Below are 23,822 nucleotides of genomic sequence, written 5' to 3' on the forward strand. Positions count from 1 at the left end.
GCCTACGTTAAGGCTATGTTGATTTTCGACGGCTTAGCTTTGCGTGGGGTTGTTCGAATCATTGCCCCGTTTTCCGATTTGTGTTTCGTACGGAATGCGTTGCGGGAGCCGGGGCACTGGCGGCGGCGGATTCCCGCGATAGATTGAATATGCGCCCTTTCAACCAGACCATCGGCGGGCGGCCATGAAAGGACATGAAAATGAGCAAGGTCGGCAACAACAGCGGTGATTCCAAGAACACGCTTTATTGCTCGTTTTGCGGCAAAAGCCAGCACGAAGTGCGCAAGCTGATCGCCGGGCCGACGGTGTTCATCTGCGACGAATGCGTCGAACTGTGCATGGACATCATCCGCGAGGAGAACAAGACCTCGATGGTGAAGTCGCGCGAGGGCGTGCCGACCCCGCAGGAAATCCTCAAGGTTCTCGACGACTACGTCATCGGCCAGCCTTACGCCAAGCGCGTGCTGTCGGTGGCCGTCCACAACCACTACAAGCGCCTCGCCCATGCCGGCAAGAACAACGACGTCGAGCTGGCGAAGTCGAACATCCTGCTGATCGGCCCGACCGGCTGCGGCAAGACGTTGCTGGCGCAGACGCTGGCCCGCATCATCGACGTCCCCTTCACCATGGCCGACGCGACGACGCTGACCGAGGCCGGCTATGTCGGCGAGGATGTCGAGAACATCATCCTGAAGCTGTTGCAGTCGGCCGACTACAATGTCGAGCGCGCCCAGCGCGGCATCGTCTATATCGACGAGATCGACAAGATCTCGCGCAAGTCGGACAATCCCTCGATCACCCGCGACGTCTCGGGCGAGGGCGTGCAGCAGGCACTTTTGAAGATCATGGAAGGCACTGTCGCCTCCGTGCCGCCGCAGGGCGGCAGGAAGCATCCGCAGCAGGAATTCCTGCAGGTCGACACCGCCAACATCCTGTTCATCTGCGGCGGCGCTTTCGCCGGCCTGGACAAGATCATCTCGGATCGCGGCAGGAAGACCTCGATCGGTTTCGGGGCCATCGTCGCTTCGCCCGAGGATCGCCGCACCGGCGATGTTTTCCGCCTGGTCGAGCCTGAGGATCTGTTGAAGTTCGGCCTCATTCCAGAGTTCGTCGGCCGTCTGCCTGTCTTGGCGACGCTGGAGGACCTCGACGAGCCGGCGCTGATCCAGATCCTGACCGAGCCGAAGAACGCGCTGGTCAAGCAGTATCAGCGGCTGTTCGAGATGGAGAATGTCGACCTGACCTTCCATGAGAACGCGCTGTCGGCGATCGCCAAGCGCGCCATCGAGCGCAAGACCGGCGCACGCGGCCTGCGTTCGATCATGGAAGCGATCCTGCTCGACACCATGTTCGAGCTGCCGGCACTGGAAGGCGTGCGCGAAGTGGTTATTTCGGAAGAGGTGGTGTCAGGCAACGCCAGGCCGCTCTACATCTATTCCGAGCAGAAGGAAAAGAAGGGCAACGTCAGCGCCTGACGTGAGCCGGCAATGGATTTTTCTGAAACGGCGCCGCAGGGCGCCGTTTTGCTGTCGCACACCGCGTGCTGGCTGCGGATTGGAGGGACGGACAGTGTTGACCCTTGATCTTTACCCCCCGGGCCTCCAACTAAAGGCGGAAGGCCGTGGTGCCGAATTCTGTGCTGTAAAACTCCCGTCACAAACGGTGGTAGGCGGAACGATCCCCGGTCGTTAATATGAGATTCGCGGTTGGCCGATTGGCGGCCGCGACATGAAAGGTTGGACAATGGCCAAATTATCCAAGGCTCCCAGCGACGGCGTCTTCGCAGTCCTCCCACTGCGCGACATCGTGGTGTTCCCGCACATGATCGTTCCGCTCTTCGTCGGGCGCGAAAAGTCGATCAAGGCGCTGGAAGAAGTGATGGGTCAGGAAAAGCAGATCCTGCTCGCGACCCAGATGAATGCCGCCGACGACGATCCGGAGCCCGATGCCATCTTTGACATCGGCACGCTCGCCAATGTGCTGCAATTGCTGAAACTGCCGGACGGCACCGTGAAGGTGCTGGTCGAAGGTGCCTCGCGCGCGAAAATCGTCGCGTTCACCGACCGTCCCGACTTCCATGAGGCCCGTGCTGCGGCGCTGGTCGAACCGGAGGAGGAAGAGGTCGAAGTCGAGGCGCTGGCACGTTCCGTGGTCACCGACTTCGAGAACTACGTCAAGCTGAACAAGAAGATCTCGCCCGAAGTGGTGGGTGCCGCCAGCCAGATCGACGACTATTCCAAGCTCGCCGACACGGTCGCCTCGCATCTTGCCATCAAGATCCCCGAGAAGCAGGAGATGCTCGCCACGCTGTCCGTCAAGGAACGGCTGGAAAAGGCGATGGGCTTCATGGAAGCCGAAATCTCGGTGCTCCAGGTGGAGAAGCGCATCCGCTCGCGCGTCAAGCGCCAGATGGAGAAGACGCAGCGCGAATACTACCTCAACGAGCAGATGAAGGCGATCCAGAAGGAGCTCGGCGAGGGCGAGGACGGCCGCGACGAGGCCGCCGAGATCGAGGCGCGCATCAAGAAGACCAAGCTATCCAAGGAGGCCCGCGAAAAGGCGGAAGCCGAGCTGAAGAAGCTGCGGACGATGTCGCCGATGTCGGCTGAATCGACCGTCGTGCGCAACTATCTCGACTGGCTGCTGTCGATTCCGTGGGGCAGGAACTCCAAGGTCAAGCAGGACCTGGCCTTTGCACAGAATGTGCTCGATACCGATCATTTCGGCCTCGACAAGGTCAAGGACCGCATCGTCGAATACCTCGCTGTGCAGAGCCGCCAGAAGAAGCTGAAGGGGCCGATCCTGTGCCTCGTCGGACCTCCCGGCGTGGGCAAGACCTCGCTCGGCAAGTCGATCGCCAAGGCGACCGGCCGCGAGTTCATCCGCATGGCGCTGGGCGGCGTGCGCGACGAGGCCGAGATCCGCGGTCACCGGCGCACCTATATCGGCTCGATGCCCGGCAAGGTCATCCAGTCGATGAAGAAGGCGAAGAAATCCAACCCGCTCTTCCTGCTCGACGAGATCGACAAGATGGGCCAGGATTTCCGCGGCGATCCGTCATCGGCTTTGCTCGAGGTGCTCGATCCCGAGCAGAACTCGACGTTCATGGACCATTACCTCGAGGTCGAATACGACCTGTCGAGCGTGATGTTCGTGACGACGGCGAACACGCTGAACATCCCTGCGCCCTTGATGGACCGCATGGAGATCATCCGTATCGCTGGCTACACCGAGGACGAGAAGATCGAGATCGCCAAGCGTCACCTGATGCCCAAGGTGATCCGCGACCACGCGTTGCAACCGAAGGAGTTCTCCGTCGGCGAGGACGCGATCCGCGGCATCATCCAGACCTACACCCGTGAAGCGGGCGTCAGGAGCCTGGAGCGCGAGCTGATGAAGCTCGGGCGCAAGGCGGTGACCGAGATCCTGAAGACGAAGAAGAAGACGATCAACATCACGGCGGACAATCTTGCCGATTACCTTGGTGTTCCGCGCTTCCGCTTCGGCCAGGTCGAGAGCGACGATCAGGTCGGCGTGGTCACCGGGCTCGCCTGGACGGAAGTCGGCGGCGAGCTGTTGACGGTGGAAGGCGTCATGATGCCCGGCAAAGGCCGCATGACCGTGACCGGCAATCTGCGCGATGTGATGAAGGAATCGATCTCTGCGGCGGCCTCTTACGTCCGCTCGCGGGCCATCGATTTCGGCGTCGAGCCGCCACTGTTCGACAAGCGCGATATCCACGTCCACGTGCCAGAGGGTGCAACCCCGAAGGACGGACCGTCGGCTGGCGTGGCGATGGCGACGGCGATCGTCTCGGTGCTGACCGGTATCCCGGTCAGGGCCGATGTGGCGATGACCGGCGAGATCACGCTGCGCGGCAGGGTGCTGCCGATCGGCGGCCTTAAGGAAAAGCTGCTTGCCGCACTTCGCGGCGGCATCAAGAAGGTGCTGATCCCGGAAGAGAACGCCAAGGATCTGGCGGAGATTCCGGAGAACGTGAAGAGCGGCATGGAGATCATTCCGGTCTCACGGGTTGGCGAAGTGTTGCGCCATGCGCTGGTGCGCATGCCGGAACCGATCCAGTGGGTCGAACCCGTCAATGCGCCGGCCGTGGTCGATGTCGGAGACGAGGCTGGTAAATCGCTGGCGCATTAGTGCTTGCTAAAGTTGCAATGCACAAAGAGAGAGCCGGGCCTTGAGCCCGGCTTTTTCATGTGAAGAACCGCGGATTTCCGGGCTTTTTTCGACTTTCCTGGCGCTTTTCGACTTGGTTGCCGGAGCGCTTCTTTCTAAAGTCCGTTTCCTGCCGGATGAGTCGAGTGTTCCGGTTTTCTCATGGAAGGGAATTTTTATGAACAAGAACGAACTGGTGTCCGCTGTCGCCGATGCCGCGAGTATTTCGAAGGGTGACGCGCAGTCGGCGGTTGATGCGGTGTTTTCCGTGATCACCGGCGAACTGAAAAAGGGCGGCGATGTCCGGCTTGTCGGCTTCGGAAATTTCACCGTGTCAAAACGCGCCGCGTCGACCGGCCGCAACCCGCAGACCGGTGCGGAAGTGAAGATCCCGGCGCGCACCGTGCCGAAGTTCTCGGCCGGCAAGGGCCTCAAGGACGCGGTCAACTAGGCGCCTCCTTAAGTCTTTCAGAGAAAAGAAAAGCCGGCATATCCGGTTTTTCTTTTCTGTTGGAAAAGGCGGCGCTATGCCGTCGGCGCGTCCGTGCGCATCAAGCCTTCTTTCTTGAGATCGGTCCACAGCGCCGATGGCAGCTTCGCGTCGAGCAGGGAGCGATTGCTTTCGACTTCGCCCGGCCGCTGGCCGCCGGGGATTACCGAGACAACGGAAGGATGCAGCAGCGGGAACTGCAGCGCCGCCTCGATCAGGCGCACACCGTGGCGTTTGCAGACGGCCTCGATGCGGGTGACGCGGTCGATGATGTCCTGCGGCGCCTCCGAATAATTGTAGTAGGCGCCGGGGTTCGGCCCGGTTGCCAGGATGCCGGAATTGTAAGGCCCGCCGAGAACGATGCCGATGCCGCGTTGCTGGCATAGCGGCAGGAAAGACTGCAGCGCTTCCTGCTCCAGCAGCGTGTAACGCCCGGCAAGCAGGAACAGATCGAAATCGCCGCGCTCGGCCAGCGTCTGGGCAACCTGCCACTCGTTGATGCCGCCGCCGAAAGCCTTGATCACGCCCTGGTCGCGCAATGCCAGCAATCCGTAGTAGCCGGAGCTCATGAATTCCTGGATGCGCTGGTCCGAGGCTTCCTTGCTGCCATGGGTGAAGATGTCGACATCGTGCACGAAGAGGATGTCGATGCGGTCGACGCCGAGCCGTTCCAGCGAGGCTTCGAAGGAGCGCATGACGCCGTCATAGCTGTAATCGTAGACCTCGCGGCGCGATGGGGTGTCGAAGAATTTGCCGAAGCCGGTGCGCTGTTCCGGCGGGCAGGCGCGCATTATGCGCCCGACTTTGCTGGACAGCACGTAGTCGTCGCGCTTCTTCGAACGCAGGAACGGATTGAGCCGCGTTTCGGCTAGGCCTAGCCCATAAAGCGGCGCGGTGTCGAAGTAGCGGCAGCCGACCCGCCATGCCGCCTCCAGCGTAGCATTGGCATCCTCATCGGAGACGGCGCGGTAAAGATTGCCGAGCGGTGCGGTGCCGAAGCCGAGCTCGGTGAAGGTGATGCCGCCATTGCCGATGCGGTCGAAATGCCGTGTCTTCATATGTCGTCGTTTCCTCATTCACGATTTGCCGTGACACTATCACGGCTGTAGCGCATCAAAAGCACTGCGTGTCGTTGGACACCGATTTTCGCGGTGATAGCATGAATGAAAACAAGCTGTTCGGGGCAAAGGTGACTGAGATATTCAAATGGTTCTCCGGCACCGGCAAGCTGGTGCAAAATGTCATGACGGACGCCGGCGAAAACCTGTTTGGGATTGCGCTGAACGAGCTTGGCACCGTGCTGGAGCGTATCGACGCAAGCCGCATCGACGCCGCTTGCGCCATCTTGGCCGGTGCGAAAAAGATCGTCACCTATGGCTGCGGCCGCGAGGCGCTGCAGGTCAAGGGTTTTGCCATGCGGCTCTATCATCTCGGTCTGCCGGTGTCGGTCGTCGGCGACATGACCACGCCGCCGCTGGGCGCGGGCGATGTCTTCCTCGCCAGTTCCGGCCCGGGTGAGACGTCGACGGTGCTGACCTTGATGCAGGTCGCGCGCGAGGTCGGTGCCACCGTCCTGCTGCTCACCGCGCAAGCCGACAGCACTGCCGCGAAGCTGGCCGACCTCACACTGCTTATCCCGGCTCAGACCATGGCCGACGACCAGGGGCAGGAAAAGACATCCGTCCTGCCGATGGGCTCGGTTTTCGAAGGCGCGCTGTTCGTCCTCTTCGAAGTGATGGTGCTGAAGCTCAGGGATCTGACCGGCGTCTCGCCGGGAGCGATGCGCGGCCGCCACACCAATATGGAGTAGGTGTCATGCGCTACGAATTGATGCTGCCGCATCAGATACGCAAGGTGATCGCCGAAAACCGGCCGGTCGTGTTGCCGCTGGGTGTGCTTGAATATCACGGCGAGCACATGGCCGTCGGCATGGACACGCTGGCGGTGGTCAAGAGCCTGGAACTGTTCGAAAAAGAAGCCGAGATCGTCATTCTGCCGCCCTTCTATTACGGCGCGGCGAGCTATGCTGTTGCAGCACCGGAGGGCAGTGGTTCGCTGCAGGTCGGCGGCAATGTGCTGGCGCCATTTGCGGAAGAACTGTTCTATAGCCTGCTGCGCATCGGCTTCCGCAACATCCACGCCATCATTCACCACCAGACCGAAAATTTTGCCGCCGGCATGCCAACCGATCTCGCCTTCAAGGCCGCCGGCCGGCAGGCGATCTTCCGCTTCCTGGAGAAAGAACGTGGCGAAGGCTGGTGGGGCTCTGCGGCGATGGCTGACTATTATGCCGAACACGCCGAGGGCAGCAATTTCTTCAACTGGGTGCAGGTGCATCCGCTGATGCCGGCCTCACTGCACAGCCAGTACCCGTTCGACCATGCCGGCATCGGCGAGACGTCGCTGATGCTGGCGCTGTGCCCGGAGGCGGTGGATGCCGGCCGCTTCGCCGACAACACCGGCTGGTACACGGCAAGTGCGCCCGAAGCTTCGGCGGAATTGGGGCAAAAAGGGGTTGCCATGATCCTCGAGCATTTGCGGGCAACGCTTTCGGGTTAGCGCGCTTTTCCCTTCTCCCGCAACAAGGGGAGAAGGGAGAGCCGGCGCAGTTATTTCACCGCGCCCGCTGTCATGCCCATGATCAGGTAACGCTCGAGCGCGATGCCGATGACGGCGAGCGGCGTGATGGCGGCGGTGGCAAGCGCTGCCATCGACCACCAGTTGATGCCTTGTGAGCCGGTCTGGCTGGCCACCATGACAGGAATGGTCTTTGCGTCGGTCGAGGTCAAAAGCGCTGCGAAGAAATACTCGTTCCAGCACAGCACCATCGCCAGGATGAAGGCGGCGACCATGCCCGGCAGCGCGATCGGCATGACGATGCGCAAGAAGGCGCCCCAGATCGACAGGCCGTCGACGAGTGCTGCCTCCTCCAGCTCCACCGGGATGGAGTTGAACTGGTCGCGCATGATCCAGATGACGATCGGCAGCACCATCAGCGTATAGAGCAGGATCAGCCCGACGCGTGTGTCGAGCAGGCCGACCTCCCGGTAAAGCACGAGGAAGGGCAAGGCCAAAACCACCGGCGGCAGGATCAGCTGAGACAGGAAGAAGAAGGAAATATCCTCGTTCCTGAACCAGGCAAACTTGTAACGATAGCGGGTCAGCCCGTAGGCGGCGAGGCTGCCGATGACGATGGCGAGGCTCGACGCGCCGACCGAAGTGATGACCGAATTCATGAAGCGCTTGATGAATTCGTCGCGGACCGTCGACGTCCGAAAGATCGAGTCCGGCGACAGGCCGAGCGAACGCCAGCCTTTCCAGTCGGGCCGGAAGTCGACGAACGGGATCAGATGGCCCTGGGTGACGTCGACCGCGGTCTTGAACGAAGTGGTTATCGTCCAATAGATCGGGAACAGGCAGATGAAAGCCCAGAAGATGAGCGCGCCATAGATGAAGACGCGGTTAGCGAGGAAGCTCGCCGGCGAGCGGATTTCGGAAGCGGCATAGTCGGTGGTCTGAACGCTCATCTTGCCGGCCCGATCAGTTGACGTTGCGCACGAAGCGGCTGGCGAACTTCAGCAGCCAGGTCACGAACACGATGATGATGATCAAATAGGCCATCGCCAGCATCGTGCCGTAGCCGACGTTCGAACGGTCGCGATACTCGCGGTAGATGAAACTGGACACCGAATCCGTCGCGCCGCCCGGGCCGCCGGAGGTGACGGTGATGATGATGTCGGCGAGCTTCAGCTTGAAGATGATGCGCAGGATGACCGCCGTCACCGACACCGGCAGCATCAGCGGGAAGGTGACCTGCCAGAAAGTCTGCCAGCCAGTGGCGCCATCGACACGCGCTGCCTCGAGCACCTCGCGCGACATCGCCTGCAGGCCGGCGAGCAGCATGATCATCATGAACGGGATGAACGTCCACGCGTCGAGCACCATGATCGAGATGCGGGCGGTGATCGGGTTGGAGAAGAAGGCCGGGTTTTCCCAGCCGAGATGCCGCGCCAGCGTCGCGGCGGGCCCGAAGCGGTATTCCATCAGCGACTTGCCGATCATCCACGACACCGCCACCGGCGACAGCATCAGCGGCATGAGAAACACGACGCGGAAGAATTTTCGTGCCCTAATCTGCGCGTTGAGCAGCAGCGCCAGGCCGAAGGCGATGACATATTCGACGAACACCGCCAGCACGTAGAGCACCATGTTGAACAGCGCGTTGCGATAATAGGCGTCGTTCAGCATCTGCCAGAAATTGTCGAGCCCGTTGAACTGCCGTCCGCTGAAGGAACTGAGGTTCCAGTCGGTCAGCGCGATGTAGAAGCCGAACAGCGTCGGGAAGATCACCATGGCAATGGTAAACAGCAGCGCCGGCAGCAGGAACAGCGCGCGCTGGCCGTCCTCGCCGCGCGTCAGCACCTGGCCGATGCCGAGCGCGACACCCCACAGCACGTAGGCGTAGACCACCGGCCGCCAGGTGTCGAAGCCGATGGTGTCGACCTCGCTCTTGTAGAGGATTTGCAGCGCGATCACCGCCAGAAGGCCGAGCGTCGCAGCAGCCATCAGCGCCCAGCCAAGCCGTTTGCGGCTCCGCGGAATCAGGTCGGATGGCACGGCGCCTGCCGGCCATTCACTTGTCGACAAAGTCTGGTCAGCCAGGGTCCGGTCAGCCACGCGTCTTGCCTGTTCACAGGAGGCTCGATGACCGGCCGAGCCGATAAAGGCCGGGCCGGTAAAGCGGATGTCCGGCGGCTGTGCGCCGCCGGACGAGGTTTCACGATCTCAGCCTACATGCCGAGCGATGCCTTGTAGAGCTTGACCTGTTTGTCGCGGCCGATCTGGTCGGTCAGCTTCTCCCAGGCGGCTGCGATGGCATCGGCGCCTTCCTGCGCCTTCATCTTGCCGGCAAAGGTGTTGGCCAAAATGTCCTCGGCGGCGCTGTAGTACTGGAAGATGCCGGGGATGCGCGGCTCGATCGCCGCGTTGGGATGGTTGTAGCTGTCGGCTTCCGACTTCAGATACGAGGTGATGAACGCCTCGTCGTAGCCCGCCGCCACCCATTCCGGAATGTTGAAATGCGAGTTGCGATAGGGCTGGAAACCCGACGGATAGGCCGCGCACCAGAGCGACAGGTCCTTGCCGCCGAGATGGGCAGCGGCAGACCATGCCGCCTTCTTCTTCTTTTCGTCGCTGTCGACGCGGGCCATGACGTAAACGCCCCAGCCGAGATAGGCGCAGTTCGGCGCATGGTTCGGGCCGCTGGCGAGCTTGTCCCACTGGCCGGTCTTGGAGTTGTAGACATCGTCCGAGCCCGGCAGGATCGAGAAGCCGGTGATGTCGCCGACGACCGAGGAATCGTTGGTCTTGACGTTCGAACCGACGTCGCCCCACCAGGTAACCATCGAACCGGTGCCTGCCAAGAATTGCTGGAAGGCGGTGGTGTTCGGGTCGGCGTTGATCTGGTCGGCAGGTTCGGAGGGCAGGGCATCGATGACGTCCTGGATCGCCCGCACCCATGCCGGATTGTTGACGCGCGGCTTCATCGTGTCGGCATCAAACAGCCAGGCCTTGTCATCGGGATGCTTGGCGTAGGCGCTGGCGCGGCTGCCGAGGAAATAAAAGCCGAAACCGCCCCAGGGCTTGGGCGCATCGAGATAGCCAAAGACATCCTGGCCTTTCACCTGCTTGCCCTTGAGGAATTTCGTCACCGCCTGCACCTGCTGCCAGGTCTTCGGCACGCCCCATTCGCCTTCTCCGCCGCCGTCCTTCCAGGCCTTGGCGAGGTCGGCATCGGCGAACACGTCGGTGCGGTAGTTGAAGTTATGCGCGTCGCCGTCAACGGTCACGCGATATTGCTTGCCGTCCCAGGTGCCGACCGGCGGCTGCAGATAGGCCACGACATCCTTCATGTCGATCTGGTCCTTGACCCAGTCCGGCATCTCGGAGGTGAGACCCTTGCCGCAGACGTCGCCTTCGAACGGTGCCCCCATTTCGATGATGTCGAAATCGACGGTGCCGGTCGCGATCGACTGCTGCAGGCGGGCGTTGTAGTCAGCCTGCGCCAGGTCGATCCAGTTGATCTTGGCGCCGGTATAGGTCTCCCACGGCTTCAGGAAGCCGCGAAACAGCACATTGTGCAGGTTCTGGTTGTTGAGGCCCATGAAGGTGAGTTCGACACCGGCGAATTCGCCTTCCTTGACATTGGCCTTGGTGGCGGCAAGGCAAAGCTCGCCGACCTGCTGGAAGTCGGCATCGGTCGGCTGACCCTTGCCGACACCCGGAATCTGCAGGATCTGCGCACGCAGGTCGTCGGCGGCCGCAGCCGTGCGCGTCAGCGCACCAAGCCCGGCGCTTGAGGCCGCCGCGAGGGCGGCCATGCTGGCCGCTCCCTTCAGCACGTCGCGGCGGGTGGCCCCGGCGCGGACAAGTTGGTTATAAAGGCTGACTTTCATTTCGTTCCTCCCAGAAGGTCAATTGTGAATTGGTTCAGATGGTGGAGCGCCGATTATGTTCCCCAACGACAGCGACTCCCGTAAATAGCGGCCCGAATTCTCCCTCCCGCGACGCTTGGCATTCAGTGCCGGACAAGCGTACCGGTGCGCCCGGAACAGGGTCATAAGCCGGACACTGTCACTATTCGCACAACGAAGTGCGGTGTCAACGTGAATGGGTTTTTTATCTATAAGAGACTGACTTGCCCTAGCCGTTTGCGTTGTTTAGCTTCACGGCAACTGAAGGGGGAATGATGGCTCAAGTCGCGATCCGCAATGTGGCCAAGGCGTTCGGAACCGTCAAGGTTCTGCACGATGTCAGCGTCGACATCGCCGACGGGCAGTTCGTGGTGCTGGTCGGGCCTTCCGGCTGCGGCAAGTCCACGCTGCTGAGGATGGTGGCCGGGCTGGAAACGGTCTCCGGCGGCACCATCGCCATCGGCGAGCGCATCGTCAACCATCTGCCGCCGGCCAAGCGCGACATCGCCATGGTGTTCCAGAACTACGCGCTCTATCCGCACAAGACGGTCGAGCAGAACATGGCCTTTGCTCTCAAGCTGCGCAAAACCGACCCGGCGGTGGTCACTGAGCGGGTCAAGCGCGCCGCCGACATCCTCGACCTCAATCCCTACCTCAAGCGCTATCCGCGCCAGCTCTCTGGCGGGCAGCGCCAGCGCGTCGCCATGGGCCGCGCCATCGTGCGCAACCCGCAGGTGTTCCTCTTCGACGAGCCGCTCTCCAATCTCGACGCCAAGCTGCGTGTCCAGATGCGCACCGAGATCAAGGAACTGCACCAGCGGCTGAAGACCACCACCATCTACGTCACCCACGACCAGATCGAGGCGATGACCATGGCCGACAAGATCGTGGTGATGCGCGACGGTCGCATCGAACAGGTCGGCGCGCCGCTGGAATTATTCGACCGGCCGGCCAACCTGTTTGTCGCCGGCTTCATCGGCTCGCCCTCGATGAACCTGCTCAAGGGCGTCGTGCGCAAGGGCGACAAGCCCGTCGTCGAGATCGCCGGGACGCCGTTCCCGATTGCGGCGACCAGTGCCGTCGAGGATGACCGTAATGTCGTCTACGGCGTGCGGCCCGAGCACCTCGAAATCCATCCCGATGGTGTTCCGGCGAAGATTTCGGTGGTCGAGCCGACCGGCTCCGAGACTTTGGTGTTCCTGCGCTTCGGCGAGGGCGAGATGGTGGCGCTGTTCCGTGAGCGCCACGACTTCAAGCCGGGCGACACACTGCACCTGAAACCGCGGCTCGACCAGGTGCATCTCTTCGACGCAGAGACCGGCAAGCGTCTCTGATTTCGCCCCAGCAAACTTCGCGAGGAATGCCATGCTCAAAGGAATCAATCCGCTGCTCAATGCCGATGTGCTGCAGGCGCTGCGGGCGATGGGCCACGGTGACGATCTGATTATCGCCGACACCAATTTCCCGTCCGATTCGGTGGCGCGCCAGACCGTGCTTGGCCGGCTGCTGCGCATCGATGCGTCGGCGGCCGACGTGGTCAAGGCGGTACTGTCGCTCTATCCGCTGGACACCTTCGTCGACGATGCCGCCGCGCGCATGGAGATCGTCGGCAAGCCGGACGACATTCCCGCCGTGCAGAAGGAAGTGCAAAAAGAGATCGATGCCGCCGAGGGCAAGGCCTGGCCGATGATCTCGGTCGAGCGCTACGCCTTCTACGAACGCGCCAAGAAGGCCTATTGCGTCATCCAGACCGGCGAGCGCCGCTTCTATGGCTGTTTTGCGTTCCGCAAGGGCGTCGTGCCACCGGATGCGGAGTAGCGGGATGCCGGCGAATCCGATCGTCATGAAGCCGGTTGTCATATTGGGCGTCTTCGTCGCCGATACGGCCTACCGCGCCGCCCGCCAGCCGCGCATGGGCGAGACGATCCTGGGCACGTCCTTCACGCTCGGCCCCGGCGGCAAGGGCTCGAACCAGGCGGTGGCGGCCGGCCGGCTCGGCGCCGACGTCACCTTCCTTACCCGCCTCGGCGTCGACCCCTTTGCCGATATGGCGAGACAGACCTGGTCGCACGCCGGCGTGAAGAGCGCCGTCATCGACACACCGGAAAGCTACACCGGTGCCGCCTATATCTTCATCGAGGAGACGAGCGGCAACAACGCGATCATCGTCAGTCCGGGTGCGGCGATGCTGATCTCGCCCGCCGATATCGAGGCAAATGCCGGCCTGATCCGCGCGGCCGGCGTTTTCGTCACCCAGCTCGAACAGCCGATCGAGGCGGCGCTGCGGGCGCTGGAGATCGCGCGCGGGGCAGGGGTGACCACCATCCTCAACCCGGCGCCCGCGGCCAGGCTTCCGGACCGCATCTACACGCTTTGCGACTATGTCACGCCGAACGAAACCGAGGCCGAGGAACTGACCGGCATCAAGGTGTCCTCGATCGACGACGCCCGCCGTGCCGCCGACAGCCTGCTTGAGAAGGGCGTTGGGGCAGTCATCGTGACGCTTGGCGAAAACGGTGCGCTGCTGCACACGGCCGACCGTTCCGAGCATGTCGCAGCGGTCGCCGCCGGCCCGGTGGTCGAGACCACAGGCGCGGGCGACGCCTTCAACGGCGGCCTGGCTGCCGCGCTGTCGAGGGGGATCGAACCTCTGGAAGCGGTGCGCTTCGCCTGCGCCGTCGCCGGCATCTCGGTGACGCGCCCGGGCACCGCGCCGTCCATGCCGACGCTGCAGGAAGTCGAGGCGCTGCTCGCCAAGAGGTGAGACCGTATGGATTACATCATGAACGACGACGGTTTTTGACAAATCAACGTCGACATTTCTCCGACACCAGGGGACGTGACCCCAAAGGAGAAATGGCGCGAGTGACGGGGCTCGAACCCGCGACCTCCGGCGTGACAGGCCGGCACTCTAACCAACTGAGCTACACCCGCGCATGGACGAGCACGTGTCAGCCGTGTTCGTCGTTGGGGCGGTGGATAAGGGGTAAGCCACCGGGTGTCAAGCGGACCCGGACAGCATAACAGCAAACAGCAGAAGGTTTTTTGACAAGCCGAACTTTGTTGCCGAAACCGGCTCCCGGCCAAGCCACTGGCCGCTCATTTGGCCTTGCGAAGCCGGTCCTAACTGCTTAAAGGTCCGGCCCGGAGCGGGCGATTAGCTCAGTTGGTAGAGCGCTTCGTTTACACCGAAGATGTCGGCGGTTCGAGCCCGTCATCGCCCACCATTTTCCTCGATGTGTTCAGTTTGGGCTACACCGCTCAAGCTGATCGTCAGGTGAGACGCATCCGACCACTGTGCTACTCGGACTTTGGTCTGATTCAAACTGTCTTTCCGCAGGGACTTAAGTCTGATCTGCTTGCCTCTCATGAGGGAAACGATTGCCGAAAGCTACAACTTGCAGTATCTCAATTGCGTATGGGCATGGGCGGGAGCGAAAATATTCCTGGATGGCTTGCGAGTCATCTTCCGGACGATCCCGTGATCGCAGGAGATCTCGCGGATAAGATATCGAAGGAAGCTGAAAAAAACCGGCTTCCAGGCGATCGGGTTGTGAAGACAACCCGTAACGAAGAAGACACCTTCAAGAAAGAACAAGTCGAAGCTTATCCCGACGCCGCGGTTGCAGGAGTCTTTGCCAGCGGTTCATTCCTCGCCCTGTTGATATTAGCCATTTATCTGCTTTATGTGCTCTCGATTGTGGCCGGGGGAACGGTCGCGGATGTTCCCCTGCCGCCCATACTGCACTAGTAGACGCTCCGCCAACACTCTGATTAGCCCGCACCGTGTTGGCCTGGCGCCTTCCAGAAGGTTCGGTTGGTGCGGCAAAGGTGTTCACGCGGAGGCACATGGTTGCTGCAGCACCGCAGCATTGTACTTCCATAATCCTCCCGGTCAGTGTCCATGCAGGTTGTGCGATTGCTTGCCGCGGCTCAGCGTGCAGCTTCTGCCCGATGAGCAAGCCGTTTTCCGATGTAAACGCAATGCATCGGCAGGTCCGGGTGCTGCAGCACCCGAAATCCGATCGTCCTATAAAACCTTAGCGCACCATCGTTCTCCGGCATGACTTCGAGGTGGATGCCGGTCGAGCCGCTCGCGGCAAGGCGCTGCTCGAGGAAGGCCATCGCGCGCCTGCCGATGCCTTTCCCGCGCGCTTGCGGCAACAGGTCGATATGGCCATGCGACGGGTAGGCCGCCAGCGCAGGCGGAACAGCGAAATCGGGGTGGTGGATCCGGTACCGCGCCCAGTCGCTGCCGCGCCAGCGCGAGTTGTCGGGTCCCGGGTCTACCACGCGCCGCTGCAGGTCCGGATACCAGTCTGATGCCAGGCTGGCATTGAAAGCGCCCGTATCGGCTGCGCCAAGCAGATAGCCGGCCGCACCTGTGGGGCTATCGATAATAAAGGCCAGATCGGGTTCGAGCACCTGGTAGGGAATAGTGTAGAGGAGGCCGAGCAGGTCCGGGTCGTCCTCGCGGCCGCTGGCATCCTTGCCGGCATCGCCGGTCTTGAGACAGATCATCGCAAGCGCTGCATGATCGGCGGTGGTCGCCCGGCGCAGGAAGAAACCGCCGCCGAAATCGAGGATCATGGCGGCAGCAGCCGGAAATCCTTGCCCTCGGGCAAAAGCTGCCCGCCGTCGACGATGATGGTCGTGCCCGTGATGTAGCTGGCGTCGTCCGAGGCCAGAAACAGGAAGGCGTTGGCCACGTCGCGCGGGCTGCCGAGCCGGCCGAGCGGAATGGCGTCTTCCATGTTCTTGATGAAGGCCGCACCGCGATGCTGCTCTATGCCTTCGGTGAGGATGTTGCCGGGCTCGACGCCGTTGACCGTAATGCCGTAGCCCGAGAATTCGAGCGCAGCCGAACGGATCAGCCCATTGATGCCGGCCTTGGTCGCTGAATAATGGCCGTGGCCGGGGCTGGTGACATGCGGGCCGGTGATCGAGGAGGTGAACAGCATGCGGCCAAAATGCTGTGCCTTCATCGGCACCAGCGCCGCGCGTGCGGCGATGAAGCTGCCGCGCAAGTTCACCGCCATGACCCGGTCCCAGTCGTCGGGACTGGTGTTTTCCAGCAACTGCCAGGGATAGATGCCGGCATTCTGCACCATGATGTCGAGCCGGCCGTGACGGTCGAGGGCCAGCGCCACGGCGGCTTGCGCATCGGCCATCTGCGAGATGTCGGTGCGGATGAAGGCGGCGCCGAGTTCGTTCGCGGTCGCTTGCCCCGCCTCGGCCTCGGTGTCGGCCAGGACCAGCTTCGCGCTCTCTTCGGCAAAACGCTGTGCGATGCCCTTGCCGATGCCACGTGCGCTGCCGACGATCAGCGCGACTTTGTCTTCCAGACGGCCGGTCATGCCAGCCTCTGGCGTATCGTCTGCTTGAACGCATCGAGCAGCACGGCGGCAAGCACCAGCAGGCCATGGATCACCTGGGTGAAGTTGGCCGGCAGGCCCATCAAATTGATCGCCGTGTTGATGGCCGAGAGCAGCAGCACGCCGGCATAGACGCCGGGCAAGGTGCCGACGCCGCCCTTCAGACTGACGCCGCCGATGACGACCGCGGCGAAGGCATTGAACAACAGGCCGACGCCGAGATTAGCTGTCGCGCCGGAGGTACGGATCGCCAGCAGCCAACCGGCAAGGCCGGCGATGGCGCCGGCGAGAACGAAGGCTATGACCAGGTTGCGGTTGACGCGGATGCCGGCGCGAAAGGTCGCCGTCTCGTTGCCGCCGATCATGACCAGGTGCCGGCCGAAGGGCGTCTTGGCCATGATCAGCGAGAACACCACGAAGCACGCAATGGCGATCCAGGCAGTCAGCGGCAGGCCACCCAGGCGCTGGATGGCGAACCAGCGGATTGCCGGCGCCAGATCCTGTGCCGAGCGGCCACCGGAAATAACCAGCACCAGGCCGCGCACCCAGATGTATGACGCCAGCGTGATGATGAAGGCGCTCATCTTCACCTTGACCACGAGGACGCCGTTGAAGGCGCCGATGAGGCCGCCGACGGCAAGCGCGATGAGCAGCGAAACCGGAACCATCAGCCATTGCGGCTGCAACTGGATGCCAAGGCCGATGCCCGACGAGCAGAACAGGATGCCGACCGCCATGGCGCTGAGCGCCGCGACCGATTCGACCGACAGGTCCATATGGCCGGCGATGATGACCAGCGCCAGGCCGATCGACATTACGCCGAGCACGCTCGACGCCTCGATGATGTTGGCGAAGATACCGAGTTGGAAGTAGTTCGGGATAAGGATGGAAAAGACCACCAGCACGAAGACCAGCATGAACCAGACAAGATTGTCGAGGATGAACTCGAGGGTTTGGCGCGTGCGGGGGTTCATCTCAGGATCCGGTTGGCGCCGACCCCGAAAAACCACTCGGTTTTCGGACTATCAGGCGTGGTTGAAAATTGCTGCAGCATTCCCGCGCGCGTCCGTTTGAACGCACCCGGGCTGCAGGGCTGGGCTCCGGGCCGGCATGGCCCGGAGCTTCTGGCGAGTTCGCTATTCGACCGGCTTTATGGTTTCGGTCGGCGGCTTCATGTTGCCCCAGAAGGCCGGGTTATCGACATTTTCCTTGGTGATCGCAGCGCCGGGGATCTTGATGTTCGGTCCCCACGCTTCCTTGGTCAGGGTTGATTTCAGGCCAAGCACATCATATTCGCCGGGCTTGATCTCCTGCTTGTTGACCACCTTGTCCATGAACATCGCGACCGCCGCGGCCTGGGCGTAGAGCGGCTGCTCGACTTCGACGTTGAGCCAGCCCTTGCGGATCAGGTCGAGGCCGACCGGAGCGCCGTTCGAGCTCATCAGCATGACGTCGCCCGGCTTCTTGCCGGCGGCCTCGAGCGAGGCGACGGCAGCGACCGAAAGATGCGCGGCATGGCTGAAGATCAGGTCGATGTCGGGGTTGGCGAGCATCTGGTCGGCAACGATGGTGCCGGCGTTGCTGGCCTCCCATTGCATGGCCGGCAGCGAGATGATCTTGACGTCCGGGAACGCCTTCATTTTCTCCTCGAAACCCTTCTGGATGTCGAGCGTGTAGGGATCGCCCGGATCGCCGAGCACCTGCAGGATATTTCCCTTCACCGAGCCGTTCTTCGCGGTCAGGAGCTTTTGTGCCTGGTCGGCGGCGACGTAGCCGATCTCGACGGTTCCGGCCACCGAGGTGAAGTCGGACGGGGTCGAGGTGATCTGGCGGTCGAACTCGACGACCGGGATGCCGGCGGCACGGGCCGCCTCGATCGACGGTTTCAGCGCATTGAAATCGACGGCGGCAAGGATGATCGCCGCCGGCTTCAGCGCGATGACGTCGTTCATCTGCGATTGCTGAGCGTCGGTCTTGTTGTCGGCGTTCAACGTCTTCATCTCGTAGCCGACCTGCTTCAGGAACAGTTCCAGCGCGCTCACCGAGCCGGTCTGGAACTCATCGAGCAATGTCGGCACCATGTAGTAGACGGTGCCCTTGGACTGGGCGAATGCCGGCGTGAGCGTGGCAAAGGCCAGTGCCAGGATACCGAAGACGGAAAGAAGTATTTTCTTCATGTCGTTCGCTCCTCTTGCGCCGGACCCCTCATTTGTCCCTCAGCTCGCCGGTCCGGCACCGGCGAGCGTCTCTCCGGTGATCATGTTGATCACCGCGTCGGGACTTGTTTTGTTGCGTGCGACGTCGCCCGCCACGACGCCTTGCCGGATCACCACGATCCGGTCGGCGACCTGGAAGGCCTGTTGCATGATATGGGTGATGATGACGACGCCGATGCCCTGGCTCGCCACCTGGCGGATCATGTCGAGGCCGCGCCGCGTCTGCTCGACGCCGAGCGCTGCGAACGGCTCGTCGAGAAGCACCAGCTTGCCGCCAAAATGCACGAACCGGTTGAGCTCGATGGCCTGCCGCTGGCCGCCGGAAAGATGCTCGACATTGGTGCGAAGCGAGGGAATGCGGGTGCCGGCGCTGGCCAGCGCCTTTTGCACCACCTGCTCCATGGCGCGCTCGTCGAGCACCGGAATGCCGAGAACCTTCCTGGTGATCTCGCGGCCCATGAAGAAATTGGCGACCACGTCGACATTGGTGCAAAGCGACAGGTCCTGGTAGACCGTCTCGATCCCCGCGGCCTTGGCCTCGGCGGGAGATTTGGCCAGGAATTCCTTGCCTTCGAACAGCATGCGGCCGGAGGTCGGCTCCAGGCCGCCGGCAATGATCTTGACCAGCGTCGATTTGCCGGCGCCGTTGTCGCCCAGAAGCGCCACCACTTCGCCCTTGTCGATCGAAAAGCTGATGCCTTTCAGCGCTTCGATGGCGCCGTAATTCTTGGCTACGTTGTCGAGCACCAGCAGCGGTTCGCTCATGCTGCGATCCCCTTGTTATGCAAGAGATCTCGTCCGCGTTCGCGCTCGGCGGTGAAGATCTGGCCGAAGCGTGGCGAAAGCACTCCTGAGACGGCAAGCGCGGCGGCGCCGCGCAACACCGCATGCTGGCCGCCGCGCGCGACGCTGACGCGGGGCGTCGTGCGATCGCTTCGCGCCGACACCGAATTGGGCAGGTGCACGGCCGCGCCGGCAAGCCTTTCGAGCAGCTCGGTGGACGCCAGCCCGCCGAGGATGATGGTTTCGGGATCGAACAGGTTTTCGATGATGGTGACGGCGTTGCGGAAGATCGGCGCAATCTCGCTCACCCACTCGGCGTCGGCGATGTTGCGGCGCCGCAGCGCCTCGAGCGAGAGATACCGTTCGAGGCAGCCGCGATTGCCGCACGGGCAGGGCTCGCCGCCCGGCACCGCGGGAATGTGGCCGATTTCACCGGCGTTTCCCCAGGCGCCGCGCAATGCCGCCCCGTCATGCACCATGACGCCGCCGAGACCGACGCCGAAATAAAGATAGTAATACTCGGAATATGCCGTTCCGAGGCCGTAGAGGCGCTCGCCGATGGCAGCCGCCGCCATATCGGTTTCGAAAAAGGCCGGCAGTCCGGTCGAGGCGGCCAGCCGCTCGCGCAGCGCCACATCCTTCCAGCCGGTCATGGTGGTCGGCCCGACAAAGCTCATGGACTCCACGCCGAACGGTCCGGGCAGCGCCATGCCGATGCCGAGAACGCGGCCACCGGGCCGCAATGCCGTCAACTCGAGCACCATGGCGCCGATCAGCTCGAAAGCGTGGTCGGGCGTTGCATTTGGGGCTTCGCGGTAGGTGCTCTCGATAACATCGCCGCTTAGGTTGATCAGGGCGGCATTGATGCCCAGCGGGGTGACGTGGATGCCGACGGCATAGCCGCCTTCCGGATTGATGCGCAGCGTTGCCGGTGGCAGGCCGCGCCCCTTGGGCTCTTCGCGCAACGACAGCACGTAACCGTGCTCTTCCAGCTCGCGAACGATGGTTGACACCGTCTGCACGGTGAGTCCGACCCGCCTGGCGATATCGCCGCGGGCGATCGGTCCGTGAAGGCGGATGGATTCGAGCACGATGCGCCGGTTATACGGCCGCCCGAACTCCTGATTGGTCCCGCGCAATGCCATGTCTGGCGCCCTCTCGAGAGAGCAGAGGTTCGCACCGAATATTTATTCAGTCAAATGGAATTCAAAAATAATTCGCCTGTGGCCAAGGCCTTCTAACGCCGGCGGATTCGCGCCCGCCGGCGGATGGGCCAACTCTGGCAATTTTCCAGTATGAAGCGCCACCGGCTGGACGGGACGCCAGGCATGACCTTTGACCGGCATTCCGATCAGCGCCCTGAAGCCCATTTCGGAACCCGGCTGTGAGCCGGCCAGGGATCGGAGTTCGTTGCGCCTTTCCGTTGCGGGGAGCATACTTCCTCTCGCCGGTCTGCGGGAGGAGATGCGATGCCGAAGCTGACCCTCGACGGGATTGATCTCGGCTATGAGGTGCGGGGCGACGGGCCGCCGGTTCTGTTCGTCCACGGCAGCGTCACGAACGGCATGATGACATGGTCCGCCCAGCTACCGCTTGCGGAGCGCTGGAAGCTGGTTGTGGTCGACCGGCCCGGATACGGATCAAGTTCCCCTGCCGAACGCGAGGATTTCGTCGTCGACGCCAGACTGGTTGCCGGATTCCTCGATCGGACGCATGACCTCTGGGACGAAAGCCGCGTCCATCTGGTCGGGCATTCCTATGGCGGCGTCATCTCTCTTCTTGCAGCAGCGATGCGCCCGCGAGCAATCCGTTCGCTCACGGTGATCGAGCCGCCGGCCTTTGACCTTGCGCGCGGGGATGTTGCCGTCAATGAACTCGTGACGCGCCTGAAGGCCCACTGGCAAAGCGGACCTCGCGACGATCCCACGCTTTTCTTGCGCCAATTCCTCCATCTGGTCGGCTCGGCGACACAATTGCCAGACCCGCTGCCGCCCCCGCTCGCGCAAGGCGCGGCCATGCTCGTCGTCGAACGCGGGCCATGGGAGGCCGAAATTCCGCTTCGGCAACTTGCCGATGCGCCGTGCCCGAAACTGGTGGTATCCGGCGGGCACAGCGCAGCATTCGACGCCGTCTGCGACGTGCTCGAAAACGTGCTTGGTGCCGATCGTGCCGTGATCGCCGGCGCGGGGCACAGCGTTCAGCAGACCGGTGAGCCGTTCAACCGGCGGCTCGGCGCGTTCATGGCTGCTGCTGAGGGCTGAAAGCGATCTATCTTTGATATTGCCTGGCGGGCGGTTGGCCGCGCGCCAGGCTTCACGCCGAATGAATCGCCGGCTCTACAGATACCGCTCGACCTTCTTGCCGACGGTCAGGAAGCGCAGCGGGTCGATTGCCTCGCCATTGTGGCGGACCTCGTAATGCAGATGCGGGCCGGTCGAGCGGCCACTGTTGCCGGTCTTGCCGATGATGTCTCCGGCATCGAGCTTCTGGCCGACGGCGACGTCGATTTCGCTGAGATGCCCGTAACGCGTAACAAAACCGTTGCCGTGGTCGACCTCGATCATGCGGCCGTAGCCGCCGTTCCAGCCGGCCTTGACGACAACGCCGGCTGCCGTGACCTTGGCCGGCATACCGATCGGCGCCCTGAAATCCATGCCGGAATGCAAGGCGGCCGTGCCGAGGATGGGGTCGGTGCGCACGCCGAATGGGCTGGTAACGCTGCGGCCGGGGGCGGGGTTGGCGAGCGGCAGCCGGCGCGCTTCCTTTTTAAGATGATCCAGCGCGTCAAGCGCTTCGTCCAACTCTTTGACTTTGCTATCGAAGACCAACGAGCTGTCGAGTGGTATCAGCGGGCCGCCGACGTCGCTCTTTTCGAATTCGCTGTCGACCGGCAGGCCGGCGGCCTCGAGCGCCTGCGAGATCGCGTCGGCGCTCTTGTAGGCATTGTCGGCAAGTGTGGCGATGCGGGTGAGCTGCTGGCTCTCGATGGCCTTCAGCGAGTTGTTGATCGAAACGAAGAGCTTGTCTGCCCGGTCGGCCGCGCTTTCGCTCGGCAGCGGATCGGCGCGGGTCGACCACAGCGAGAACGGCCTGGTGTCGTTGCTGGCAAGGGGGGCGGCAAGGCTGGCGACGGAATAGGCCGTCGGCTGGATGCTGCCGGTCGCGTCGGCATGTTCGTCCGGCTTTGCCGCCGGCACGGGCGGCGTTGCGACCTCGTTTTCGGCTCGTTCGAGGATCGGGCCGAGACGGCCGTGACGCAGGCTGAGCTGGCTCTGCCGTTCCAGCAGCTCGCTGACCTTGGTTTCCATCAGCTGCTGATCGAGTAGCTGGCGGCTGGTGATGCGGTCGACCTGGCTGCGCAGTGCCGAGATACGGTCTTCGTAGGCCTGCTGCATGCGCGCCTGCCGCGCCGTCGTGGCGCCGATCAGATCGTCGCGCAGCACCAGATAGGAGGTCGCCAGCAGGTAGCCGATGACGATCGCCGCCAGCGCCGAGCCGCAAAATGCCGCAAGCCACGGGCGTATGGTGAAATGCCTTATCTGGTCGCCCCGGGCGATGATGACCGTGTGGGGCTCTCTGCGTCTGCCGAAGACCGCTGAATGACTGGCTACGTTCACGGGACCAAGCTTTCGTTACGACACCAACGACGAGCCTGATTACACATTATTAGGGTTAACAAAGTTTTGCCGGATCGAAGGACAGGCAAAGGTCTTCGCGCAAAACGGGTATCGAATTGCAGCGGCCTGGCGCAGCTCTCAAAGGGCGCGGGCCGCCTCCAGCACTTCTTCGGCGTGCCCCTTGACGCGGACGTTGCGCCAGATCCTGGCGATGCGTCCGTCCCGGCCAATCAGGAACGTCGCCCGCTCGACGCCCATATAGGTGCGACCGTAGAGCTTCTTTTCCACCCACAAACGGTAAGCTTCGATCACTTTGCGCTCTTCGTCGGCGACAAGGTCGACGCTCAGATCGTATTTCGCCTTGAATTTGTCGTGTTTCTTGACGCTGTCCGGCGAGAGCCCGATGACGACGGCGCCGGCCTTCTCGAACTCCGGCTTCAACTGCGAAAAGCCGATCGCCTCGTTGGTGCAGCTTGTGGTGTCGTCCTGTGGGTAGAAATAGAGTACGATGGGTTTTCCCAGCAATGCGGCGAGGCTGAGTGAACCGCCGCCGTCGCGCGGAAGATCGAACTGCGGCGCAACATCGCCCACGTCGAGGTCAGCCATACCGATGCCCTTGTTTGAAGTTACGCGCCAGGCTGCATCGATATAATGTCGAGCGGGGATTCGTCCACGATCGAATTCGTTTCAACGGA

At 62.5% G+C, this 23,822-nt stretch carries 23 protein-coding genes and 2 tRNA genes; 11 read left to right on the forward strand and 14 right to left on the reverse strand.

Features of this window, described 5'->3' with window-relative positions; all coding sequences use genetic code 11:
* Positions 1–200 precede the first annotated feature (200 nt).
* The 3 genes from clpX to NKH41_RS13110 all read left to right on the forward strand — a co-directional run bounded on the left by clpX (position 201) and on the right by NKH41_RS13110 (position 4,624).
* On the forward strand, positions 201–1,475 hold the full coding sequence (clpX, locus tag NKH41_RS13100; protein WP_006332719.1) for an ATP-dependent Clp protease ATP-binding subunit ClpX: 1,275 nt from the start codon (positions 201–203) through the stop codon (positions 1,473–1,475).
* Between the two features lie 268 nt (positions 1,476–1,743).
* Positions 1,744–4,155, forward strand: a complete 2,412-nt coding sequence (gene lon / locus NKH41_RS13105; RefSeq protein WP_352501552.1) for an endopeptidase La — start codon at positions 1,744–1,746, stop codon at positions 4,153–4,155.
* A gap of 196 nt (positions 4,156–4,351) precedes the next feature.
* The gene (locus NKH41_RS13110) at positions 4,352–4,624 is read left to right on the forward strand and encodes an HU family DNA-binding protein (protein ID WP_006201846.1); all 273 of its coding nucleotides are present in this window, start codon (positions 4,352–4,354) and stop codon (positions 4,622–4,624) included.
* Positions 4,625–4,698: 74 nt separating this feature from the next.
* On the opposite strand, the gene NKH41_RS13115 is transcribed toward NKH41_RS13110, so the two are convergent.
* The gene (locus NKH41_RS13115) at positions 4,699–5,721 is read right to left on the reverse strand and encodes an aldo/keto reductase (protein WP_352932846.1); all 1,023 of its coding nucleotides are present in this window, start codon (positions 5,719–5,721) and stop codon (positions 4,699–4,701) included.
* Between the two features lie 185 nt (positions 5,722–5,906).
* On the opposite strand from NKH41_RS13115, the gene hxlB reads away from it, so the two are divergent.
* Positions 5,907–6,473 carry a 6-phospho-3-hexuloisomerase gene (gene hxlB, locus NKH41_RS13120; RefSeq protein ID WP_352932923.1) on the forward strand — a complete coding sequence of 189 codons (567 nt, stop codon included), beginning with the start codon at positions 5,907–5,909 and terminating at the stop codon, positions 6,471–6,473.
* 5 nt (positions 6,474–6,478) lie between these two features.
* Positions 6,479–7,222: a creatininase family protein gene (locus NKH41_RS13125; RefSeq protein WP_352833280.1), complete on the forward strand. Its 744-nt coding sequence runs from the start codon at positions 6,479–6,481 to the stop codon at positions 7,220–7,222.
* Positions 7,223–7,272: 50 nt separating this feature from the next.
* On the opposite strand, the gene NKH41_RS13130 is transcribed toward NKH41_RS13125, so the two are convergent.
* From NKH41_RS13130 to NKH41_RS13140, 3 genes are all read right to left on the reverse strand, one after another.
* A complete protein-coding gene (locus NKH41_RS13130) occupies positions 7,273–8,190 on the reverse strand; it encodes a carbohydrate ABC transporter permease (protein WP_352471960.1) in 918 nt (305 codons plus the stop codon).
* A gap of 13 nt (positions 8,191–8,203) precedes the next feature.
* Positions 8,204–9,325 carry a carbohydrate ABC transporter permease gene (locus NKH41_RS13135; RefSeq protein WP_352932926.1) on the reverse strand — a complete coding sequence of 374 codons (1,122 nt, stop codon included), beginning with the start codon at positions 9,323–9,325 and terminating at the stop codon, positions 8,204–8,206.
* Between the two features lie 128 nt (positions 9,326–9,453).
* Positions 9,454–11,118, reverse strand: a complete 1,665-nt coding sequence (locus tag NKH41_RS13140; RefSeq protein ID WP_352926053.1) for an ABC transporter substrate-binding protein — start codon at positions 11,116–11,118, stop codon at positions 9,454–9,456.
* A 293-nt stretch (positions 11,119–11,411) separates the two neighbouring features.
* Here NKH41_RS13140 and NKH41_RS13145 point away from each other — a divergent pair, with 293 nt between their 5' ends.
* From NKH41_RS13145 to rbsK, 3 genes are read left to right on the forward strand one after another with little or no spacing between them, the layout of a single operon-like run.
* Complete coding sequence (locus NKH41_RS13145) at positions 11,412–12,470, forward strand: ABC transporter ATP-binding protein (RefSeq protein WP_352932929.1); 1,059 nt, start codon at positions 11,412–11,414, stop codon at positions 12,468–12,470.
* Between the two features lie 31 nt (positions 12,471–12,501).
* Positions 12,502–12,954, forward strand: a complete 453-nt coding sequence (locus NKH41_RS13150; protein ID WP_352471958.1) for an RbsD/FucU family protein — start codon at positions 12,502–12,504, stop codon at positions 12,952–12,954.
* 4 nt (positions 12,955–12,958) lie between these two features.
* Positions 12,959–13,900, forward strand: a complete 942-nt coding sequence (gene rbsK / locus NKH41_RS13155) for a ribokinase (protein WP_352501556.1) — start codon at positions 12,959–12,961, stop codon at positions 13,898–13,900.
* A 93-nt stretch (positions 13,901–13,993) separates the two neighbouring features.
* Here the strand turns inward: rbsK and NKH41_RS13160 are convergent.
* A tRNA-Asp gene (locus NKH41_RS13160) sits at positions 13,994–14,070 on the reverse strand.
* A 217-nt stretch (positions 14,071–14,287) separates the two neighbouring features.
* On the opposite strand from NKH41_RS13160, the gene NKH41_RS13165 reads away from it, so the two are divergent.
* Both NKH41_RS13165 and NKH41_RS13170 read left to right on the forward strand, forming a co-directional pair.
* Positions 14,288–14,363 (forward strand) — tRNA-Val (locus NKH41_RS13165).
* Positions 14,364–14,383: 20 nt separating this feature from the next.
* The gene (locus NKH41_RS13170) at positions 14,384–14,887 is read left to right on the forward strand and encodes a hypothetical protein (RefSeq protein WP_352932849.1); all 504 of its coding nucleotides are present in this window, start codon (positions 14,384–14,386) and stop codon (positions 14,885–14,887) included.
* Between the two features lie 182 nt (positions 14,888–15,069).
* Here NKH41_RS13170 and NKH41_RS13175 read toward each other — a convergent pair whose 3' ends face one another.
* The 7 genes from NKH41_RS13175 to NKH41_RS13205 form a co-directional block, all read right to left on the reverse strand.
* On the reverse strand, positions 15,070–15,726 hold the full coding sequence (locus NKH41_RS13175) for a GNAT family N-acetyltransferase (RefSeq protein ID WP_352471954.1): 657 nt from the start codon (positions 15,724–15,726) through the stop codon (positions 15,070–15,072).
* Entirely contained in the window at positions 15,723–16,493 is a 771-nt protein-coding gene (locus NKH41_RS13180; protein WP_352932852.1) for an SDR family oxidoreductase, read from the reverse strand. The genes NKH41_RS13175 and NKH41_RS13180 overlap by 4 nt, the downstream gene beginning before the upstream one ends.
* Positions 16,490–17,485 carry an ABC transporter permease gene (locus NKH41_RS13185; protein WP_352471952.1) on the reverse strand — a complete coding sequence of 332 codons (996 nt, stop codon included), beginning with the start codon at positions 17,483–17,485 and terminating at the stop codon, positions 16,490–16,492. Before NKH41_RS13185 ends, NKH41_RS13180 begins: the two co-directional genes overlap by 4 nt.
* A 162-nt stretch (positions 17,486–17,647) precedes the next feature.
* Positions 17,648–18,688, reverse strand: a complete 1,041-nt coding sequence (locus tag NKH41_RS13190; protein ID WP_352932855.1) for a sugar ABC transporter substrate-binding protein — start codon at positions 18,686–18,688, stop codon at positions 17,648–17,650.
* A gap of 39 nt (positions 18,689–18,727) precedes the next feature.
* Entirely contained in the window at positions 18,728–19,492 is a 765-nt protein-coding gene (locus tag NKH41_RS13195; RefSeq protein ID WP_292663106.1) for an ATP-binding cassette domain-containing protein, read from the reverse strand.
* Entirely contained in the window at positions 19,489–20,655 is a 1,167-nt protein-coding gene (locus NKH41_RS13200; RefSeq protein WP_352833266.1) for an ROK family transcriptional regulator, read from the reverse strand. The genes NKH41_RS13195 and NKH41_RS13200 overlap by 4 nt, the downstream gene beginning before the upstream one ends.
* 42 nt (positions 20,656–20,697) lie before the next feature.
* Positions 20,698–20,946, reverse strand: coding sequence for a hypothetical protein (locus tag NKH41_RS13205; RefSeq protein ID WP_352542602.1), 249 nt, complete (start codon positions 20,944–20,946; stop codon positions 20,698–20,700).
* Between the two features lie 33 nt (positions 20,947–20,979).
* Between NKH41_RS13205 and NKH41_RS13210 the strand changes: the two genes are divergently transcribed.
* Complete coding sequence (locus tag NKH41_RS13210; RefSeq protein ID WP_352932858.1) at positions 20,980–21,771, forward strand: alpha/beta fold hydrolase; 792 nt, start codon at positions 20,980–20,982, stop codon at positions 21,769–21,771.
* 75 nt (positions 21,772–21,846) lie between these two features.
* Here NKH41_RS13210 and NKH41_RS13215 read toward each other — a convergent pair whose 3' ends face one another.
* Together NKH41_RS13215 and NKH41_RS13220 are read right to left on the reverse strand one after the other, a co-directional pair.
* On the reverse strand, positions 21,847–23,127 hold the full coding sequence (locus NKH41_RS13215; RefSeq protein WP_352932861.1) for a M23 family metallopeptidase: 1,281 nt from the start codon (positions 23,125–23,127) through the stop codon (positions 21,847–21,849).
* A gap of 138 nt (positions 23,128–23,265) precedes the next feature.
* On the reverse strand, positions 23,266–23,733 hold the full coding sequence (locus tag NKH41_RS13220) for a peroxiredoxin (RefSeq protein ID WP_352932864.1): 468 nt from the start codon (positions 23,731–23,733) through the stop codon (positions 23,266–23,268).
* Between the last annotated feature and the right edge of the window lie 89 nt (positions 23,734–23,822).

The organism is Mesorhizobium sp. M1169 (genome assembly GCF_040318345.1).
In the GTDB taxonomy this organism is placed as follows: domain Bacteria; phylum Pseudomonadota; class Alphaproteobacteria; order Rhizobiales; family Rhizobiaceae; genus Mesorhizobium.

Excerpts from the sequence above, each read along its gene's own strand:
- clpX (WP_006332719.1), top strand. The coding sequence starts at position 201 with ATGAGCAAGGTCGGCAACAACAGCGGTGATTCCAAGAACACGCTTTAT.
- lon (WP_352501552.1), top strand. The coding sequence starts at position 1,744 with ATGGCCAAATTATCCAAGGCTCCCAGCGACGGCGTCTTCGCAGTCCTC.
- NKH41_RS13110 (WP_006201846.1), top strand. The coding sequence starts at position 4,352 with ATGAACAAGAACGAACTGGTGTCCGCTGTCGCCGATGCCGCGAGTATT.
- NKH41_RS13115 (WP_352932846.1), bottom strand. The coding sequence starts at position 5,721 with ATGAAGACACGGCATTTCGACCGCATCGGCAATGGCGGCATCACCTTC.
- hxlB (WP_352932923.1), top strand. The coding sequence starts at position 5,907 with ATGACGGACGCCGGCGAAAACCTGTTTGGGATTGCGCTGAACGAGCTT.
- NKH41_RS13125 (WP_352833280.1), top strand. The coding sequence starts at position 6,479 with ATGCGCTACGAATTGATGCTGCCGCATCAGATACGCAAGGTGATCGCC.
- NKH41_RS13130 (WP_352471960.1), bottom strand. The coding sequence starts at position 8,190 with ATGAGCGTTCAGACCACCGACTATGCCGCTTCCGAAATCCGCTCGCCG.
- NKH41_RS13140 (WP_352926053.1), bottom strand. The coding sequence starts at position 11,118 with ATGAAAGTCAGCCTTTATAACCAACTTGTCCGCGCCGGGGCCACCCGC.
- NKH41_RS13145 (WP_352932929.1), top strand. The coding sequence starts at position 11,412 with ATGGCTCAAGTCGCGATCCGCAATGTGGCCAAGGCGTTCGGAACCGTC.
- NKH41_RS13150 (WP_352471958.1), top strand. The coding sequence starts at position 12,502 with ATGCTCAAAGGAATCAATCCGCTGCTCAATGCCGATGTGCTGCAGGCG.
- rbsK (WP_352501556.1), top strand. The coding sequence starts at position 12,959 with ATGCCGGCGAATCCGATCGTCATGAAGCCGGTTGTCATATTGGGCGTC.
- NKH41_RS13175 (WP_352471954.1), bottom strand. The coding sequence starts at position 15,726 with ATGATCCTCGATTTCGGCGGCGGTTTCTTCCTGCGCCGGGCGACCACC.
- NKH41_RS13180 (WP_352932852.1), bottom strand. The coding sequence starts at position 16,493 with ATGACCGGCCGTCTGGAAGACAAAGTCGCGCTGATCGTCGGCAGCGCA.
- NKH41_RS13185 (WP_352471952.1), bottom strand. The coding sequence starts at position 17,485 with ATGAACCCCCGCACGCGCCAAACCCTCGAGTTCATCCTCGACAATCTT.
- NKH41_RS13190 (WP_352932855.1), bottom strand. The coding sequence starts at position 18,688 with ATGAAGAAAATACTTCTTTCCGTCTTCGGTATCCTGGCACTGGCCTTT.
- NKH41_RS13195 (WP_292663106.1), bottom strand. The coding sequence starts at position 19,492 with ATGAGCGAACCGCTGCTGGTGCTCGACAACGTAGCCAAGAATTACGGC.
- NKH41_RS13200 (WP_352833266.1), bottom strand. The coding sequence starts at position 20,655 with ATGGCATTGCGCGGGACCAATCAGGAGTTCGGGCGGCCGTATAACCGG.
- NKH41_RS13205 (WP_352542602.1), bottom strand. The coding sequence starts at position 20,946 with ATGCTCCCCGCAACGGAAAGGCGCAACGAACTCCGATCCCTGGCCGGC.
- NKH41_RS13210 (WP_352932858.1), top strand. The coding sequence starts at position 20,980 with ATGCCGAAGCTGACCCTCGACGGGATTGATCTCGGCTATGAGGTGCGG.
- NKH41_RS13220 (WP_352932864.1), bottom strand. The coding sequence starts at position 23,733 with ATGGCTGACCTCGACGTGGGCGATGTTGCGCCGCAGTTCGATCTTCCG.